General features: G+C 61.9%; 14 protein-coding genes. 5 read left to right on the plus strand and 9 right to left on the minus strand.

All coding sequences use genetic code 11. The features are described from left to right. From PSFL_RS02150 to PSFL_RS02170, 5 genes are all read left to right on the plus strand, one after another. A partial coding sequence (locus PSFL_RS02150; protein WP_397469663.1) for an efflux RND transporter permease subunit occupies positions 1-1609 on the plus strand: 1609 nt, incomplete at its 5' end. Between the two features lie 9 nt (positions 1610-1618). Next, positions 1619-2296, plus strand: coding sequence for a heavy metal response regulator transcription factor (locus PSFL_RS02155; RefSeq protein WP_057958510.1), 678 nt, complete (start codon positions 1619-1621; stop codon positions 2294-2296). Then, positions 2286-3650, plus strand: a complete 1365-nt coding sequence (locus PSFL_RS02160; RefSeq protein WP_198848621.1) for a heavy metal sensor histidine kinase — start codon at positions 2286-2288, stop codon at positions 3648-3650. Before PSFL_RS02155 ends, PSFL_RS02160 begins: the two co-directional genes overlap by 11 nt. Positions 3651-3963: 313 nt before the next feature. Then, on the plus strand, positions 3964-5286 hold the full coding sequence (locus tag PSFL_RS02165; RefSeq protein ID WP_273879152.1) for an OprD family porin: 1323 nt from the start codon (positions 3964-3966) through the stop codon (positions 5284-5286). 84 nt (positions 5287-5370) lie between these two features. Beyond that, positions 5371-6864: a sensor domain-containing diguanylate cyclase gene (locus tag PSFL_RS02170; RefSeq protein WP_397469664.1), complete on the plus strand. Its 1494-nt coding sequence runs from the start codon at positions 5371-5373 to the stop codon at positions 6862-6864. A 146-nt stretch (positions 6865-7010) separates the two neighbouring features. On the opposite strand, the gene lpxC is transcribed toward PSFL_RS02170, so the two are convergent. The 9 genes from lpxC to murD form a co-directional block, all read right to left on the minus strand. Next, positions 7011-7922, minus strand: coding sequence for a UDP-3-O-acyl-N-acetylglucosamine deacetylase (gene lpxC / locus PSFL_RS02175; protein ID WP_029297841.1), 912 nt, complete (start codon positions 7920-7922; stop codon positions 7011-7013). 112 nt (positions 7923-8034) lie between these two features. Continuing rightward, the gene (gene ftsZ, locus PSFL_RS02180) at positions 8035-9225 is read right to left on the minus strand and encodes a cell division protein FtsZ (protein ID WP_057444456.1); all 1191 of its coding nucleotides are present in this window, start codon (positions 9223-9225) and stop codon (positions 8035-8037) included. 66 nt (positions 9226-9291) lie between these two features. Continuing rightward, positions 9292-10551 carry a cell division protein FtsA gene (gene ftsA / locus PSFL_RS02185; RefSeq protein WP_029297837.1) on the minus strand — a complete coding sequence of 420 codons (1260 nt, stop codon included), beginning with the start codon at positions 10549-10551 and terminating at the stop codon, positions 9292-9294. A 15-nt stretch (positions 10552-10566) separates the two neighbouring features. Beyond that, on the minus strand, positions 10567-11433 hold the full coding sequence (locus tag PSFL_RS02190; protein ID WP_115128967.1) for a cell division protein FtsQ/DivIB: 867 nt from the start codon (positions 11431-11433) through the stop codon (positions 10567-10569). Between the two features lie 4 nt (positions 11434-11437). Next, complete coding sequence (locus PSFL_RS02195) at positions 11438-12421, minus strand: D-alanine--D-alanine ligase (RefSeq protein WP_057958506.1); 984 nt, start codon at positions 12419-12421, stop codon at positions 11438-11440. Then, a complete protein-coding gene (gene murC, locus PSFL_RS02200; RefSeq protein ID WP_115128968.1) occupies positions 12418-13869 on the minus strand; it encodes a UDP-N-acetylmuramate--L-alanine ligase in 1452 nt (483 codons plus the stop codon). Before murC ends, PSFL_RS02195 begins: the two co-directional genes overlap by 4 nt. Continuing rightward, positions 13862-14932 carry an undecaprenyldiphospho-muramoylpentapeptide beta-N-acetylglucosaminyltransferase gene (gene murG, locus PSFL_RS02205; RefSeq protein ID WP_397469665.1) on the minus strand — a complete coding sequence of 357 codons (1071 nt, stop codon included), beginning with the start codon at positions 14930-14932 and terminating at the stop codon, positions 13862-13864. The genes murC and murG overlap by 8 nt, the downstream gene beginning before the upstream one ends. After that, the gene (ftsW, locus tag PSFL_RS02210; protein ID WP_057958504.1) at positions 14922-16145 is read right to left on the minus strand and encodes a putative lipid II flippase FtsW; all 1224 of its coding nucleotides are present in this window, start codon (positions 16143-16145) and stop codon (positions 14922-14924) included. The genes murG and ftsW overlap by 11 nt, the downstream gene beginning before the upstream one ends. Continuing rightward, positions 16142-17488: a UDP-N-acetylmuramoyl-L-alanine--D-glutamate ligase gene (murD, locus tag PSFL_RS02215; RefSeq protein WP_076963501.1), complete on the minus strand. Its 1347-nt coding sequence runs from the start codon at positions 17486-17488 to the stop codon at positions 16142-16144. The genes ftsW and murD overlap by 4 nt, the downstream gene beginning before the upstream one ends. Between the last annotated feature and the right edge of the window lie 2 nt (positions 17489-17490).

Here is a 17490-nt window from a genome sequence, read left to right on the forward strand (position 1 = left end):
CCCCACCCACCCTCCCCACGACAAACCGGGCTTTGGCGAACGCCTGCTGGCCGGTTACGCGAGGAACCTGCGCCGGGCCCTGGCCCATCCGCGCACGATGCTCGGCATCTTCACCGTGACCCTGGGCCTGGCCGTGGCCGGCTACGTGTTTATCCCCAAGGGCTTTTTCCCGGTACAAGACACCGGTTTTATTCTTGGCACCAGCGAGGCAGCGGCCGATGTGTCCTACCCGGACATGGTGGCCAAGCACCAGGCCCTGGCCGAAATCATCAAGGCCGACCCGGCGGTGGAAAACTTCTCCCACTCGGTGGGTGTGACCGGCAGTAACCAGACCATCGCCAACGGCCGCTTCTGGATTGCCCTGAAAGATCGCGGTGATCGCGATGTGTCGGCCAGCCAGTTTATCGACCGGATCCGCGCCAAACTGGCCCGGGTACCGGGGATCGTGCTGTACCTGCGCGCCGGCCAGGACATCAATCTCAGCTCCGGGCCCAGCCGCAGCCAGTACCAGTACGTGCTCAAGAGCAACGACGGCGCGACCCTGAACACCTGGACCCAGCGCCTGACCGAAAAACTGCGCACCAACCCGGCCTTCCGCGATCTGTCCAACGACCTGCAACTGGGCGGCAGCATCACCCACATCAGCATCGACCGCCAGGCCGCCGCGCGTTTCGGCCTGACCGCCACCGATGTCGACCAGGCGCTGTACGATGCGTTCGGCCAGCGCCAGGTCAATGAATTCCAGACCGAGACCAACCAGTACCAGGTGGTGCTGGAACTGGACAGCCAGCAACGGGGCAAGGCCGAGAGCCTGAACTACTTCTACCTGCGCTCGCCCCTCAGCGGTGAAATGGTGCCATTGTCGGCACTGGCCAAGGTCGACCCGCCGACGGTCGGGCCGTTGTCCATCAGCCACGACGGCATGTTCCCGGCGGCCAACCTGTCGTTCAACCTGGCGCCGGGCGTGGCCCTGGGCGACGCCGTGATCATGCTCGACCAGGCCAAGAACGAGATCGGCATGCCGAGCACCCTCATTGGCAATTTCCAGGGCGCGGCCCAGGCGTTCCAGAGTTCATTGGCCAGCCAGCCGTGGCTGATCCTCGCGGCGCTGGTGGCGGTCTATATCATCCTCGGCGTGCTATATGAGAGCTTCGTGCATCCGCTGACCATCATCTCGACCCTGCCCTCGGCCGGCCTGGGTGCGTTGATCATGCTGTGGCTGCTGGGCCAGGACTTTTCCATCATGGCCTTGATCGGCCTGGTGCTGTTGATCGGCATCGTCAAGAAAAACGGCATCCTGATGATCGACTTTGCCCTCGAAGCCCAACGGGTTCGTGGGCTGGCACCGGCGGATGCGATTTATGAAGCCTGTGTCACGCGTTTTCGACCGATCATCATGACCACCCTCGCCGCGCTGCTGGGCGCAGTACCGCTGATGCTCGGCGCAGGCCCCGGCGCGGAGCTGCGCCAGCCCCTGGGCATCGCCGTGGTCGGCGGGTTGCTGGTGAGCCAGGCGCTGACGCTGTTCACCACGCCGGTCATATACTTGTACCTTGAGAAGCTGTTCCACAGACCCACTCCGGCCCCCGGGCTGGCGACCACACATTGAGGCGGGGTCATGCGTGTCCTGATTATTGAAGACGAAGAGAAAACCGCCGACTACCTGCATCGCGGGCTGACGGAACAAGGCTACACGGTGGACGTCGCCCGCGACGGCATCGAGGGCCTGCACCTGGCCCTGGAAAGCGACTACGCAGTAATCGTGCTCGATGTGATGCTGCCCGGCCTCGACGGTTTTGGCGTGCTGCGCGCACTGCGGGCGCGTAAACAAACCCCGGTGATCATGCTGACTGCCCGCGAGCGCGTGGAAGACCGCATTCGCGGCCTGCGCGAAGGCGCCGACGATTACCTGGGCAAGCCGTTTTCCTTTCTCGAACTGGTTGCTCGCCTGCAAGCCCTGACCCGCCGTAGCGGCGGGCATGAACCGGTGCAGGTGACCGTTGCCGACCTGTGGATCGACCTGATCAGCCGCAAGGCCAGCCGCGCCGGCCTGCGCCTGGACCTGACGGCCAAGGAGTTCTCGCTGCTCAGCGTCCTGGCGCGGCGCCAGGGCGAGATCCTGTCCAAGACGGCGATTGCGGAAATGGTCTGGGACATCAATTTCGACAGCGACGCCAATGTGGTCGAAGTGGCGATCAAGCGCCTGCGGGCCAAGCTCGACGGGCCCTTCGAGCACAAGTTGCTGCACACCATCCGTGGCATGGGCTATGTACTGGAGAACCGCAGTGTCGAGTAACTCGATTGCCCTGCGCCTGAGCGGCATGTTCACCCTGGTCGCGCTGGTGATTTTCCTGCTGATCGGCGGCGCGCTCTACCAGCAGGTGGACCGTGGCCTGGGCCTGTTGCCGGAGGCCGAACTGGATGCGCGCTACAGTGTGCTGGAGTCGTCGATCACGCGTTTCGGCACGCCGGATCACTGGGTGAAAATGACCAACAAACTCAAGCTGCTGGGCGAAGAGGATGCACGTATTCGCTTCTGGGTAGTGAGCAGCAACCCGGCCTATGAGTACGGCAACCCGGACGCGCACCTTCGCGAGTTCGCCGCCGGCCCCACGGGCAAGCGTGATTTATACCTGCCGGGGCATGCGTACCCGTTCAAGGTGCTGGTCAGCCAGTTCCCGGCCAAGGACCTGCGCCCGCCGCTGCGCTTTATGATCGCCATCGACACCGCCAACTTCCGCGCCACCCAGCACCATTTGCTGATGGCGTTGATCAGCCTGGCGTTTATCGGCGTGGTGCTGGCTTCGCTGCTGGGCTTCTGGGTCGCGCGCATCGGCCTCAAGCCGCTGATCAGGCTCTCGGATGAAGCGCAAAAACTGGCCCCGCCGAAACTGTCCGGGCGCTTGCAATTGTCGCCGCTGCCCCCGGAGCTCAAGCAATTCGCCAATGCCTTCAACTCCACCCTGGAGCGGGTGGAAACCGCCTACTCGCGCCTGGAGTCGTTCAACGCCGACGTGGCCCACGAACTGCGCTCGCCACTGACCAACCTGATCGGCCAGACCCAGGTGGCGCTGACCCGTGGCCGCTCGGCCGAGCATTACTTTGAAGTGCTGCAATCGAACCTGGAGGAGTTGGAGCGCCTGCGTTCGATCATCAATGACATGCTGTTCCTGGCCAGCGCCGACCAAGGCAGCAAAGCCACCAAGCTGGTTGAAAGCTCCCTGGCCGATGAGGTGGCGACCACCCTCGACTATCTGGACTTTATCCTTGAAGACGCCCAGGTGCAGGTCACGGTGGTCGGCGATGCCCAGGTGAAGATCGAAAAGGCCCATTTGCGCCGGGCCCTGATCAACCTGCTGAACAATGCCGTGCAGCACACCTCGCCGGGGCAAGTGATCGAGGTGCGGATTGAAACGCACGAGCAGCAGGTGCTGATTGGCGTGACCAACCCTGGAGAACGGATCGCCAGCGAGCATTTGCCACGGTTGTTCGAGCGTTTCTACCGCGTCGACGCCTCACGCAGCAACAGTGGGGCCAATCATGGGTTGGGGTTGGCCATCGTCAAGGCGATTGCCTTGATGCATGGTGGGGACGTGTTTGTGCGCAGTGAACACGGTGGCAACACCTTTGGTATCACCCTGCCGATCTGAATTTCAAAATCACTCCGACATAAGCCCATTCCCATAGAGGGTCTTCATCGTCTTGACTGTTACGATTTGGGCAACAGTCATTATCTTGTTACACTCTGTACCGTACCGCTCGCCTGCGCCAATATGTCGCATCGACGAGCGAGACGGCAAAGACAGCCGACCCGCCCTGCCATTTCCCTCGACTTATTTCCAGGGCTCTACACTGGGAATCTGTCTTAAAGCCGCTGACTTCAGCGGCTTTTTTTTGCCGTAAAAAAGGCCAGGAACACCCCACAACATTGGCCGTTCAGACTGACCCAAAGGAGCTCCCCCGGTGAAAACCGCGCTGACATTCACCCCGTTATTCCTCGCGATTGCAGCAACTATCTCCCCTATCGCCCATGCCGCAGACACCCCTCCCACCGACGGATTCGTCGAAGGCTCCAGCCTCAATATCAACACCCGCAACTACTACATGAATCGCGACCGCCGCGACATTCACACCGACGACAGCAAAGAGTGGGGCCAAGGCTTCCTCGGGGTCTTCGAGTCCGGTTACACCCAGGGCACCGTGGGTTTCGGCCTGGATGTGCATGGCATGCTCGGCCTGAAACTGGACGGCGGCGGCGGTACCGACGGCTCCAGCATCCTGCCGTACGGCAGCGGTAACGGCAAAGCGCCGGGCTCGTTTTCCACCGGTGGCGGCACCTTGAAAATCCGCGCCCTGGATACCGAATTCAAAGCCGGCGATCTGTTCCTCAACAACCCGGTAATTGCCGGCGGCATGACCCGCATGCTGCCCGAGACCTTCCGTGGCGTCAGCCTGACCAACCACAGCCTCGACGGCTGGATGTTCGAAGGCGGCCAGGCCAGCTTTGCCAAGCTCTACAACCAGAGCGGCCACGGGCGCATTGGCACCAGCTATGGCGCGCTGCCCAAGGGCCAGGACAGCCAGCATATGAACTGGGCCGGCGCGGCCTGGAGCGGTCTGCCAGGGCTGACCAGCAACCTGTACGCCTCCGAACTCAAGGACGTGTGGAACCAGTACTACTACGACCTGGACTACACCTACGCGGTCAATGACCTGGTCAGCCTCAACCCGGGCCTGCACTTCTACCATACCCAGGACACCGGCAATGCCTTGCTGGGGGATATCGACAACAACACCTACAGCCTGCATTTCACCGTGGGCGTGGGCAATCACAGCGTCATGGCCGCCTACCAGCGGGTCAACGGCAACACGCCGTTCGACTACATCGCCCAGGGCGACAGCGTGTACCTGGACAACTCCCAGCAATACTCGGACTTCAACGGCCCCAACGAGCGCTCGTGGAAGCTCAAGTACGCCTATGACTTCGCCGGGCTCGGCGTCCCTGGCCTGACGTCAGCGGTGTCGTACATCAGCGGCAAGACCGACCTGACCAAAGTCGACCCCAACAGCCGCGGCTACTCGGCCTGGTACAGCGCCGACGGCAAGAACGCCAAGCACTGGGAGCGGGATATCGACCTCAAGTACGTGGTGCAGGGCGGCAAGGCCAAGGACCTGGCGGTGCGCCTGCAATGGGCGACCAACCGGGGCAGCAATGGCTACTCGGCGGTGGACCGCGATGTGGATGAGTACCGGGTGATCGTCGACTACCCGATCAATGTGTTCTGACGGCCAATTATCTTTTTTGCCGATGAGCTAATTTCAGGCGCGCGGAACTAAACTGCCCTCATCGTCACCGCCGAAGTCCGTCCGATGAGTCAACGCCGCGCCCTTAACCTGCCTGCACGCCCGGAGCTTTTGCTGATTCTGGGCAGTGGCCTCACCGTCACCCTGATCCTGATCATCGTCGCCGTGCTGCTGATCCGCGAACATGCCAGCACGCTGCAGACCGCCCAACGGTCTACCAGCAATATCACCCAACTGATCAATGCCGATGTGCTGCGCAACGTCGAGCTCTATGACTTGGCACTGCACGGCCTGATTGAGGCGGCCGGCAAGGACTTGTCGGGACTGCCGGCGGATGTGCGGCATCAACTGCAATTCGACCAGTCCAGCGCAGCCCCCTATAAAGGTGAAGTACTGCTGCTGGACGCCCAGGGCGCGGTGCTTGCCGACTCGTCGACGCTGACCCCAACCCGACGTAACTTCGCCAACCGCGACTACTTCCAGGTCCATCAACAGAACCCCGAGGCCGGACTGTTTATCAGCCGCCCGTTCAAGATCCATTGTCAGTGCGAGCAGGTCTGGCGTATCGCCTTCAGCCGCCGCGTGACCGGGCCCGACGGCGAGTTTGCCGGGGTGGCCGTGGCGACCATGCGCCTGGCGTATTTCGACCAACTGTTCAGCAGCCTGACCATCGGCAACGGTAACACCGTCAACCTGCTTAATAATCAGGGCATCCTGCTGGCCCAACAACCCCTGCTCGAACGGGACATGATCGACAAGGACCTGAGTTCACGCCCCAACTTCAAACGCATGCTGCAAGAAGGCAGCGGCAGCTTCCGGGCCATCTCTGCGATCAGCGGTACGCCACGGCTGTATACCTTTACCAATGTGGGGCGGTTGCCATTGATCGTGGTGGTGGCGTTGGCCAGCGACGATGTGTTCGCCGCCTGGCAGCGCGCCGCGTGGCTGACGGCAGGGGCCACCGGGGTGTTGTGTGTGGGCCTGCTGTGGCTGAGCTGGATGTTGCGCCTGGAACTGCGGCGCCGCTATCGCGCCGAGAAGGTGCTGTCAGAACTGGCAGCCACGGACGGCCTGACCGGCCTGGCCAACCGCCGGACCCTCGACCAGCGTTTGGCCCTGGAATGGGAGCGCGCCCGCCGCTCGACCGAGCCCTTGTCTGTGCTGATGATCGACGTCGACCACTTCAAGGCCTTCAACGACCGCCATGGCCATCAGGGGGGTGATGAGGCCTTGCGCAGCGTGGCGCAGGTGATCGGCCGCCAAATCCGCCGCCCGGCCGATCTGGCGGCACGTTACGGCGGCGAAGAGTTTGCGGTGATCCTGCCGCATACCGATGCCAACGGTGCCAGGACGATTGCCGAGCATATCCGCCAGGGGATCCAGCACTTGCCGCCGGTTGCGGGTGATAGCGAGCCTATTACGGTGAGTATCGGCCTGAGCACCTGGGACAAACGCAGCAGCGCGTCATTGGAGGAGTTGCTGCTCAGCGCTGACCGGGCGTTGTATGAGGCGAAAAATAGCGGGCGTAACCGCGTCGTCGATGCGGCCCTGTTGAGGTAGTGGTTGCGTACCTATTGTGGCGAGGGAGCTTGTCACCGCAGGTCTGTTTTGCGCCTTGATTGAACATTGGCGGAGCCACAAACCGCCGCCATAAAAAAAGGCCACCCGAAGGCAGCCTTTAAAAACTAAAGAAAGAGAGTTGTTACTTACACCGCCGCAACGGGACGCATGTAAGAGATCGGTGCGGTGCTGGCATCTTCGAAGGTCACGACTTCCCAAGCATCTTTCTGCTCAATCAACTTGCGCAGGAGCTGGTTGTTCAGTGCATGGCCCGACTTGAAGCCTTTGAACTCGCCTATCAGGCTATTGCCCAGCAGGTAGAGGTCACCAATTGCATCGAGGATCTTGTGCTTCACGAATTCGTCTTCATAGCGAAGGCCGTCTTCGTTCAGTACACCATCCGCGTCGACCACGATGGCGTTTTCAACGCTGCCGCCGAGTGCGAGGTTGTGCTTGCGCAGGTACTCGATGTCACTCATGAAACCAAAGGTACGGGCGCGGCTGACTTCTTTTACGAACGAAGTGCTGGAAAAATCCACGCTTGCACTTTGGGTGCGGTCACGGAATACCGGGTGATCGAAATCGATCTCAAAGCTCACTTTAAAGCCTTCGAACGGGACGAAGGTGGCGCGCTTGTCGCCGTCTTCTACTGTCACTTCCCGCAGAATGCGAATGAACTTCTTGGCTGCGTCCTGTTCTTCCAGGCCGGCAGATTGAATCAGGAATACGAAAGGTCCAGCGCTACCATCCATGATCGGGACTTCAGACGCGGAGAGCTCGACGTAGGCGTTATCGATGCCCAGGCCAGCCATGGCCGAGAGCAAGTGCTCCACCGTGTCCACTTTGACGTCACCGTTGACCAATGTGGTCGACATGGTGGTTTCGCCAACGTTTTCCGCGCGAGCAGGAATCTGCACCACAGGGTCCAGGTCGGCACGAACAAACACGATGCCGGTGTCGACAGGTGCGGGCTTGAGAGTCAGGTATACCTTCTCCCCGGAGTGCAGACCTACACCTGTGGCACGGATAATATTCTTCAGGGTGCGTTGTTTAATCATGGCTTGGACCGCTTCAGCGCAAATTGCGAACTGGTATCAACAAAGGCTGGCGATAATAGCAGACCAGACCTTTGCTGAACACCAATCACCTTCATAGCCCTGATACATTCCATTAATCGGCCTGACGACGCAGGAAAGCCGGGATGTCCAGATAGTCCAGATCATCTTGCGGATTCGGGCTACGGGACGCTGCAGCACCGGCCTGGGCCTGGTTGCGCATCACGGTCGGACGATCCAGATCACGGTAGTTCACCGACGGCAGTTCCTGACGAGCAGGTGCTGGAGCGGCGGCCGAGGCCTGGCTGGTGTGCACGGTATTGTCGATAACCTTCACCGGTTTCTCGATTTTAGCGCCCAGACCCGTGGCAACCACGGTCACATGCAGCTCGTCGCGCATGTCTGGATCGATAACGGTACCGACCTTGACCATCGCGTGCTCGGAAGCGAAGGCTTCGATGATGCTACCCACGTCGGAGTACTCACCCAGGGACAGGTCAGGACCGGCGGTGATGTTCACCAGGATGCCGCGTGCACCTTGCAGGTTCACGTCTTCGAGCAACGGGTTGCGGATGGCCGCTTCGGTCGCTTCACGTGCACGGTTAGGACCGCTGGCGCAGCCAGTGCCCATCATTGCCATGCCCATTTCGCTCATGACCGTGCGTACGTCGGCAAAGTCGACGTTGATCATGCCCGGACGCTTGATGATGTCGGAGATACCGCGAACGGCACCGGCCAGTACGTCATCGGCCTTGGCGAAAGCCGACAGCAGGCTGGCGTCTTTACCGAGGATGGTCAGCAGTTTCTCGTTGGGGATGGTGATCAACGAGTCAACGCTTTCAGACAGCAGACGGATACCTTCGTCAGCGATCTGCATGCGCTTGCGGCCTTCGAACGGGAACGGACGGGTCACGACAGCGACCGTCAGGATCCCCATTTCCTTGGCTACTTCAGCAATGATTGGCGCCGCACCGGTACCGGTACCGCCGCCCATGCCAGTGGTGATGAACACCATGTTGGTGCCTTGCAGCACTTCGGCAATACGCTCGCGGTCTTCCAGGGCGGCTTGACGGCCGACTTCCGGATTGGCGCCAGCGCCCAGGCCCTTGGTCACGGCTGTGCCCAATTGCAGGATGGTCCGCGCGCCGATGCTCTTCAGCGCCTGGGCATCAGTGTTGGCGCAGATGAATTCAACGCCTTCAATGTTGCTCTTGACCATATGATTGACAGCGTTGCCGCCGCCACCGCCGACACCGATTACTTTAATAACCGGGCTTGCGGGGATGTTGTCTACGAGTTCGAACATTTTCCCTCTCCTTTCATTTCTCTAGTTTTTTCGCCTACTACTTTGAAACGGTGTTGCGGTAAATCTTTAGAAATTGCCTTTCACCCAAGCCTGCAGGCGCTCCAGCAACGGCGCTTTGGGCTCGTCACTGCTATAGCTTTCGCGGCTGCCAATGCCCGACAGGGAAATGCCGTCGGTCTGCTTTTGCAGGCCGTACAACAGCAAGCCCACACCGGTGGAATAAATCGGGTTGCGCACCACGTCGCCCAGGCCCTTGACGCCATGGGGCACGCCCAGGCGGACCGGCATGTGGAAGATTTCCTCGGCCAGTTCGACCGCGCCTTCCATCTTCGAGGTGCCACCGGTCAGCACGATGCCGGCCGGGATCAAATCTTCGTAGCCGCTGCGACGCAGTTCAGCCTGGATCAGGGTGAACAGTTCGTCGTAGCGCGGCTCGACCACTTCGGCCAGGGCCTGGCGCGACAGTTCACGCGGTGGACGGTCGCCCACGCTCGGTACCTTGATGGTCTCGCCGGCACCGGCCAGCTTGGCCAGGGCGCAGGCGTAGCGGATCTTGATTTCTTCGGCGTACTGGGTCGGTGTCCGCAGGGCCATGGCAATGTCGTTGGTCACCTGGTCGCCGGCAATCGGGATCACCGCGGTGTGACGGATCGCACCTTCGGTAAAGATCGCGATATCGGTGGTGCCGCCGCCGATGTCCACCAGGCACACGCCCAGTTCTTTTTCGTCGTCGGTCAGGACCGAGTAGGCCGAGGCCAACTGCTCAAGAATGATGTCGTCGATTTCCAGGCCGCATCGACGCACGCATTTTTCAATGTTCTGTGCGGCATTCACGGCGCAGGTCACTACGTGGACCTTGGCTTCCAGGCGGACGCCCGACATGCCCAGGGGCTCACGTACGCCTTCCTGGTTATCAATCACGTAGTCCTGCGGCAGGGTGTGCAGCACACGCTGGTCAGCCGGGATCGCCACGGCCTGGGCAGCGTCGAGGACGCGCTCAAGGTCGGCCGAGCTGACTTCACGGTCGCGGATCGCCACGATGCCGTGGGAGTTCAGGCTGCGGATGTGATTGCCCGCCACGCCGACGAATGCCGAGTGAATTCGGCAGCCCGCCATCAGTTGCGCTTCTTCGATAGCGCGCTGGATCGACTGCACGGTGGATTCGATATTGACCACCACGCCCTTCTTCAGGCCCCGGGACGGATGCGTGCCGATTCCGACGATTTCCAGCGTGCCGTCGTCCGCGACCTCGCCTACCAGCGCCACCACCTTGGAGGTGCCGATATCGAGACCGACGATCATTTTGCCGCTTTGCACGTTTGCCATGGGTCCTGCCTCTTCTTAATTCTTCGCGACAGCGGGTTGCGCTGCCGTGGGCGCAGCCGGTTCGCGCCAGCTAACGGCCAGGCCGTTGGCGTAACGCAGGTCGATGCTCGCAATGTTCGTAATCTGTTCTTTCAGGGTTTTGTCGTAGATGGCGATAAAGCGGCGCATCTTCTCCACCAAGTGATCGCGTCCCAGCAACAACTCGATGCCCGGGCCGGAACTGCCTGCCCCGGTGGTCAGGAACCAGCTGCCCCGCTCGCGCAATTCCAGGCGCGCAATGGAGAAGCCCAGTGGCCGCAGCATCTGGCTCAACGCCTGGTACTGCTGCATCACTTGTTGTTGCGCCCGTTGCGGCCCGAACAACTGCGGCAAATGCTCGTAGTTGGCCAGCTCACGCGGGTTGAATGCCTGGCCCTGGTTGTTCAACAGCGCTTCGTCACCCCAACGGGCCACGGGCAGTTGTTCTTCCAGGCGGATCGTCACTTGATCCGGCCACACGCGCCGTACTTCGGCGTGGGCAATCCACGGCATCTGCTCCAGTTCGGCACGCATGCCTGCCAAGTCGATGGTGAAGAAGCTCGCCGCGACAAAAGGCGCGATCCGCTGCTGCACCGCTTGCTGGCTGATGTAGCTCAAGTCGCCCTGCACGCTGATCTTGGTGATCGGGCGGTCGGCATACGGCAACAGGCGCTGCGCACCTTCATAGGTGCCAAAGCCCAACGCCACCAACAGCACCGGCCAGAACAGGGCCTTGAGAAAACCAAAGTTGGCTTTCGGCAGGCGCGCCGACATCGGCTCTTTAGCCACCATTCGACTGGCACCACGCGGCACCGGCTTGCGGCCGGGAGCGGGTGGCTGATGGCGAAGCGATGCGCCTTGCATGGTCTTAACCTCGTGCCTCTTCATTACCGGCCACATTACCGGCCACATAACTGGCGGCCAGGATCGCCAGCACCAACTGCTGGAAGTCCAGGCCGGCTGCGCGTGCAGCCATGGGGACCAGGCTGTGGTCGGTCATGCCCGGTGCGGTGTTGACTTCAAGGAACCAGAAGTTCCCCTGGTCATCCTGCATCACGTCTGCCCGCGCCCAACCGGCGATACCCAACGCCTCACAGGCTTTCGCCGTGAGGTCCATCAATTCCTGCTCTTTGGTTGCATCGAGGCCGCATGGGATCCGGTACTGGGTATCGGAGGCCAGGTACTTGGCGTCGTAGTCGTAAAAGGTATGGGGGGTGCCCAGCGCGATAGGCGGCAATACCTGGTCACGGAGGGTCGCGATGGTGAATTCGGGACCGGAGATCCACTGTTCCACCAACACTTGCGAATCGTAGGTACTTGCCGCTTTCCATGCGTCGATCAATTCGGCGGCCGAGTTCACTTTAGCCATGCCGATACTGGAGCCTTCATGGGCTGGTTTGACGATCAAAGGCAGGCCCAGTTCCTTGGCCGCAGAAATACAATCGTCTTCGCTACACAAAACGCTGTGACGCGGCGTCGGAATGCCCAGGCTGTGCCACACCTGCTTGGTGCGCAACTTGTCCATGGCCAGCGCCGAGGCAAGGATGCCGCTGCCGGTGTAAGGGATCCCGGCGCACTCCAGCAGGCCCTGCATGCTGCCGTCTTCACCGCCACGGCCGTGAAGAATGATGAAGGCGCGGTCGATCTTCTCGGCCTGCAGGCGAGCGAGGAAGTCATCGCCCACGTCGATACCAAAGGCGTTCACACCGGCACTTTGCAGCGCTTGGAGCACAGCATTGCCGGACTTGAGCGACACTTCGCGCTCAGCGCTCTTGCCGCCGAACAGTACCGCCACGCGGCCGAAGTCGGCAGGCGCAATGGTGGAGAACAGGGAGCCGTAGTTGGTGGTCATTTCGACTTCCCCTGGGCAGGCGCGGCAGCAAACAGCGGGCTCGCGAGCAATTTAGGGGCAAGGCCGCCGATATCACCGGCACCCTGGCACAGCAGGATGTCGCCGGCACGCAGCAGCGGCTTGACGATCGGCGCCAGGTCCACACCACGCTCGATATAGATCGGGTCCAGTTGCCCGCGCTGACGGATGCTGTTGCACAGCTTGCGGCTGTCGGCGCCGGGGATCGGTTCTTCACCGGCCGGGTAGACTTCCATCAACAGCAGCACGTTGGCATCGGCCAATACATTTACGAAATCGTCGTACAGGTCACGGGTACGGCTGTAGCGGTGCGGCTGGTAGACCATCACCAGGCGACGCTCCGGCCAGCCACCACGCACGGCCTTGATCACGGCCGCGACTTCGGTCGGGTGGTGACCGTAGTCATCCACCAGCATCACGTCGCCGCCGTCTACCGGCAGGTGGCCGTAGACCTGGAAGCGACGGCCCACGCCGGCAAAACCTGACAGGCCTTCGACGATGGCTTCATCGCTGACGCCCTCATCGGTGGCGATGCAGATAGTCGCCAGGGAATTGAGCACATTGTGGTTGCCCGGCATGTTCACCGAGACGTCCAGCGGCTCGCGATCAGGGCGCAACACGGTAAAGAAGGTCTGCATGCCTTGCTGACGTACATTGATCGCACGCACGTCGGCGTCTTCGCTGAAGCCATAGGTCACGGTCGGACGCTTGACCAGCGGCAGGATTTCGCGCACTACCGGATCGTCCAGGCACACCACAGCCAAACCGTAGAACGGCAGGTTATGCAGGAACTCGACGAAGGTTTTCTTCAACTTGTTGAAGTCGCCGTCGTAGGTCGCCATATGGTCGGCGTCGATGTTGGTGACCACGGCCACCAGCGGCTGCAGGTGCAGGAAGCTGGCATCGCTTTCATCGGCTTCGGCAATCAGATAACGGCTGGTACCCAGTTGTGCATTGGTACCTGCTGCATTCAGCCGGCCACCGATCACGAAGGTCGGGTCCAGGCCGCCGGCGGCAAATACCGAGGCGATCAGGCTGGTGGTGGTGGTCTTGCCGTGGGTACCGGCGACGGCGATGCCATGGCGGTAACGCATCAGCTCGGCCAGCATCTCGGCGCGGGGCACCACGGGAATACGGCGCTCAAGGGCGGTGGCCACTTCCGGGTTGGAGGTGTTCACGGCACTGGAGACCACCAGTACATCGGCCTGCGCGGCGTTCTCGGCACGGTGGCCGATAAAGATCTGCGCGCCAAACGATTCCAGGCGCTCGGTGACCGGCGAGGTCTTGAGGTCGGAGCCGGAGACCTGGTAACCCAGGTTCAGCAACACCTCGGCGATCCCGCACATGCCCACGCCGCCGATACCGACGAAGTGGATGCGACGGATGCGGCGCATTTCCGGTTGCGGCATGGCTTTTTGATTCTCAACCATGGGCCACCTCCAGGCAGATATCGACCACGCTACGGGTGGCGTCGGGTTTGGCCAGGCGGCTTGCGGTGCTCGCCATGCTGTTCAGTCGTTCGGGTTGCATCAAAACCTCAGTCAGGCATGCGGCCAGATCGGCGGCGCCAGTCGTTCTTTGCGGCAGCAGGAAGGCAGCGCCCTCCCCGGCCAAATATTCGGCGTTGCGGGTCTGGTGATCGTCGATCGCATGGGGCAAAGGCACCAGCAAGGACGGCAGACCGGCAGCAGCCAGTTCACTGACGGTCAACGCACCTGCGCGACAGACCACCAGGTCGGCCCAGCCATAGGCATGGGCCATGTCTTTGATAAAAGGCTCTACAGTCGCCTCGACACCGGCCTCGCGATAGCGGGCGGCAGTCACTTCATCGTGGTTCTTGCCTGCCTGATGGAAAATCTCGGGACGCAGCTCCACAGGCAGTTGCGCCAGCGCCTCCGGCAGCAGCTTGTTCAGCGGCTCGGCGCCCAGGCTTCCGCCGAGGATCAGCAGGTGCGCCTTGCGCCCGGTCAGGGCCTGACGGGCAATGTCCATAAACAGTTCGGTACGCACCGGGTTACCGGTGGTGCGGCGCTTGTCCATGGCTGCAAACGTATTCGGGAATGCCTCGCAGACCCGCGCCGCCAATGGCGCCAACAGGCGGTTGGCAGTACCGGCCACAGCGTTTTGCTCGTGGACGATCACCGGCACACCGGCCAATCGCGCGGCCACACCGCCAGGACCGGTGACATAGCCACCAAAGCCCAGCACACACACCGGCTTCAACTCACAGATAACCTTGCGCGCCTGCCACACCGCCTTGAGCAACACGAACGGCGCCTTGAGCAGGGACAATTTGCTTTTGCCGCGCAGGCCGCTGACGTTGATCAGGTGCAGGGGCAAGCCGGCCGCCGGGACCAGTTCATTTTCGATGCCACGGGGCGTACCCAGCCAATGCACGGTGTAGCCGCGGGCCTGGAACTCACGGGCACAGGCCAGCGCCGGGAACACGTGGCCGCCGGTGCCGCCCGCCATGATCAGCACGTTAGCGCCCATGGGTCGGCTCCTCGGCAAAATCGCTCTCGCTGAATTCCATCTCTTCGCTGCCCAAATGGGTTCGACTCTCCCACTCGATACGCAGCAACAAGCCGAGACAGGCACAGCAGATCACCAACGAGCTGCCGCCATAACTGAGGAACGGCAGGGTCAGGCCCTTGGTCGGCAGCAGGCCGACGTTCACACCGATGTTGATCAGGAACTGGCCGATCCACAGGAAGGCCAGGCCGTAAGCCACATAGGCGGCAAAGAATTGTTTGGCTTTTTCGGCCCACAAGCCGATGTACATGGCCCGCACGCAGACGAACACGAACAGCCCGACGGTGGCCAGGGAGCCGACCACGCCCAGCTCTTCGGCGAGTACCGAGAACACGAAGTCGGTATGGGCTTCCGGCAGGTAGAACTGCTTCTGCACGCTGTTGCCCAGGCCCACGCCCAGCCACTCGCCGCGACCGAAGGCGATCAGCGCCTGGGTCAGCTGGTAGCCGGAGCCGAACTGGTCGGACCAGGGGTCGGTAAAGGTGATCAGGCGCGCCATCCGATAGGGTTGCGCCTGCACTAGGATCGTCACGGCCGCCACGGCGAGCCCGACCATCAGGGCAAAGCGGAACAAGCCCACCCCGCCGAGGAACAGCATCGCGGCGGCGGCGCCCATCATCACCACGGTGGCGCCGAAGTCCGGCTCCATCAGCAACAGACCGGCCATGGGCAGCAACACGATGAATGGCTTGAAGAAGCCCATCCAGCTTTCCCGCACTTCTTTCTGACGACGCACCAGGTAGCCCGCGAGGTAAATCACCACGAACACCTTGGCGATTTCCGAAGGCTGCACGTTGAAGGCACCGAAGCCAATCCAGCGCATCGAACCGTTCACCTCACGGCCGATGCCGGGAACGATTACCATCACCAGCAGGCCGAAGGCACCGAGCAGCATCAGCCAACCCAGGCGCTGCCAGGTGGCGATAGGAATCATCATAGTGACGATGCACGCACCGAGGCCGATCACCAGGTAAATCAGGTGGCGGATCATGTGGTACAGGGTGTTACCCGACTGTACGGCAGCCACTTCCGAGGAGGCCGAGGTGATCATCACCAGGCCCAGGCCCAGCAGCGCCAGGCAACCGGCGAGCATCGGGAAGTCGAGGTCGATCCCGCGCCCGGTAATGATCGGCGACGGGTACGGCTTGATAATGTTCTTCAGGTCCAGACTCATGCCAAGCCCTCCACGGCACGGGCGAACAACTGGCCGCGCTCTTCGTAGTTCTTGAACATGTCAAAACTGGCGCACGCCGGCGACAGCAGCACGGCGTCGCCGGGCTGGGCCAGGGCGCGGCATTGAGCGATGGCATCGTCCAGGGAGGTGGCGCGCACTTGCGGCACCGCGTCGCCCAGGGCGGCGGCGATCAAGTCGCTGTCACGGCCCATCAGCACCACGGCACGGCAATGAGCAGCCACCGGGCCCTTGAGGTCCTTGAAGTCGGCACCCTTGCCATCGCCACCGGCGATCAGCAGGAGTTTGCCGTCGATATCGGCACCCAGGCCTTCGATGGCGGCCAGCGCGGCGCCGACATTGGTGGCCTTGGAATCGTTGTAGTAGCTCACGCCATCCAGGTCGCGCACCCACTGGCAGCGGTGCTCCAGGCCGGCAAAGGTGCGCAGGCTCGACAGCATCGCGTCGAACGGCAAGCCGACCGCATGCCCCAACGCCAGGGCCGCCAGGGCATTGGACTGGTTGTGGGCGCCACGGATTTTCAGTTCACGAACCGGCATCAGGTTCTGGAATTCGAAGGCCAGGTATTTCTCGCCATTCTCTTCACGGATACCAAAGGCCTTGAAATCGGGTTTGCTCAGGCCGAAGGTCCAGCATGGCAAGCCCTCGCCCATCAGCGGACGGCTCAGGGCATCCTGGCGATTGACCACCACTTGCCGCGCACCACGGAAGATCCGGTGCTTGGCCAGGTGATAAGCCGGTAGGCCGCTGTAGCGGTCCATATGATCTTCGCTGACGTTCAACACGGTGGCCACTTCGGCGCCGAGTTGATCGGTGGTCTCCAGCTGGAAGCTCGACAGCTCCATGACATACAGCTCGATATCGTCGCTGAGCAAATCCAGCGCCGGCGTACCGAGGTTACCGCCCACGGCCACGCGCTTGCCGGCCGCAGCCGCCATTTCGCCGACCAGGGTGGTGACGGTGCTCTTGGCGTTGGAACCGCTGATCGCAACGATGGGCGCCTTGGCGTTACGCGCAAACAGCTCGATATCGCCGGACAACTTCACGCCACGCGCCGCCGCCGCTTGCAGGGCCGGAGTCGCCAGGGCCAGGCCAGGGCTCACATAGAGCTCGTCGGCACGGCACAGAAACTCGACATCCAACTCGCCACAACGCACTTCCACGTGCGGGTAGTCACGGCGCAGCGTGACCAGCTCCGGTGGATTTTCCCGCGTATCGGCCACGGCAAACGACGTGCCCCGGTTCGCCAGGAAGCGAACCAGGGACATGCCGCTCTTGCCGAGGCCGACAACGATGCGGAAGTGGTCTGAAGCGATCAGGGACACTC

The sequence above is a fragment of the Pseudomonas sp. DD1 genome, assembly GCF_044510355.1.
Taxonomy (GTDB): domain Bacteria; phylum Pseudomonadota; class Gammaproteobacteria; order Pseudomonadales; family Pseudomonadaceae; genus Aquipseudomonas; species Aquipseudomonas shahriarae.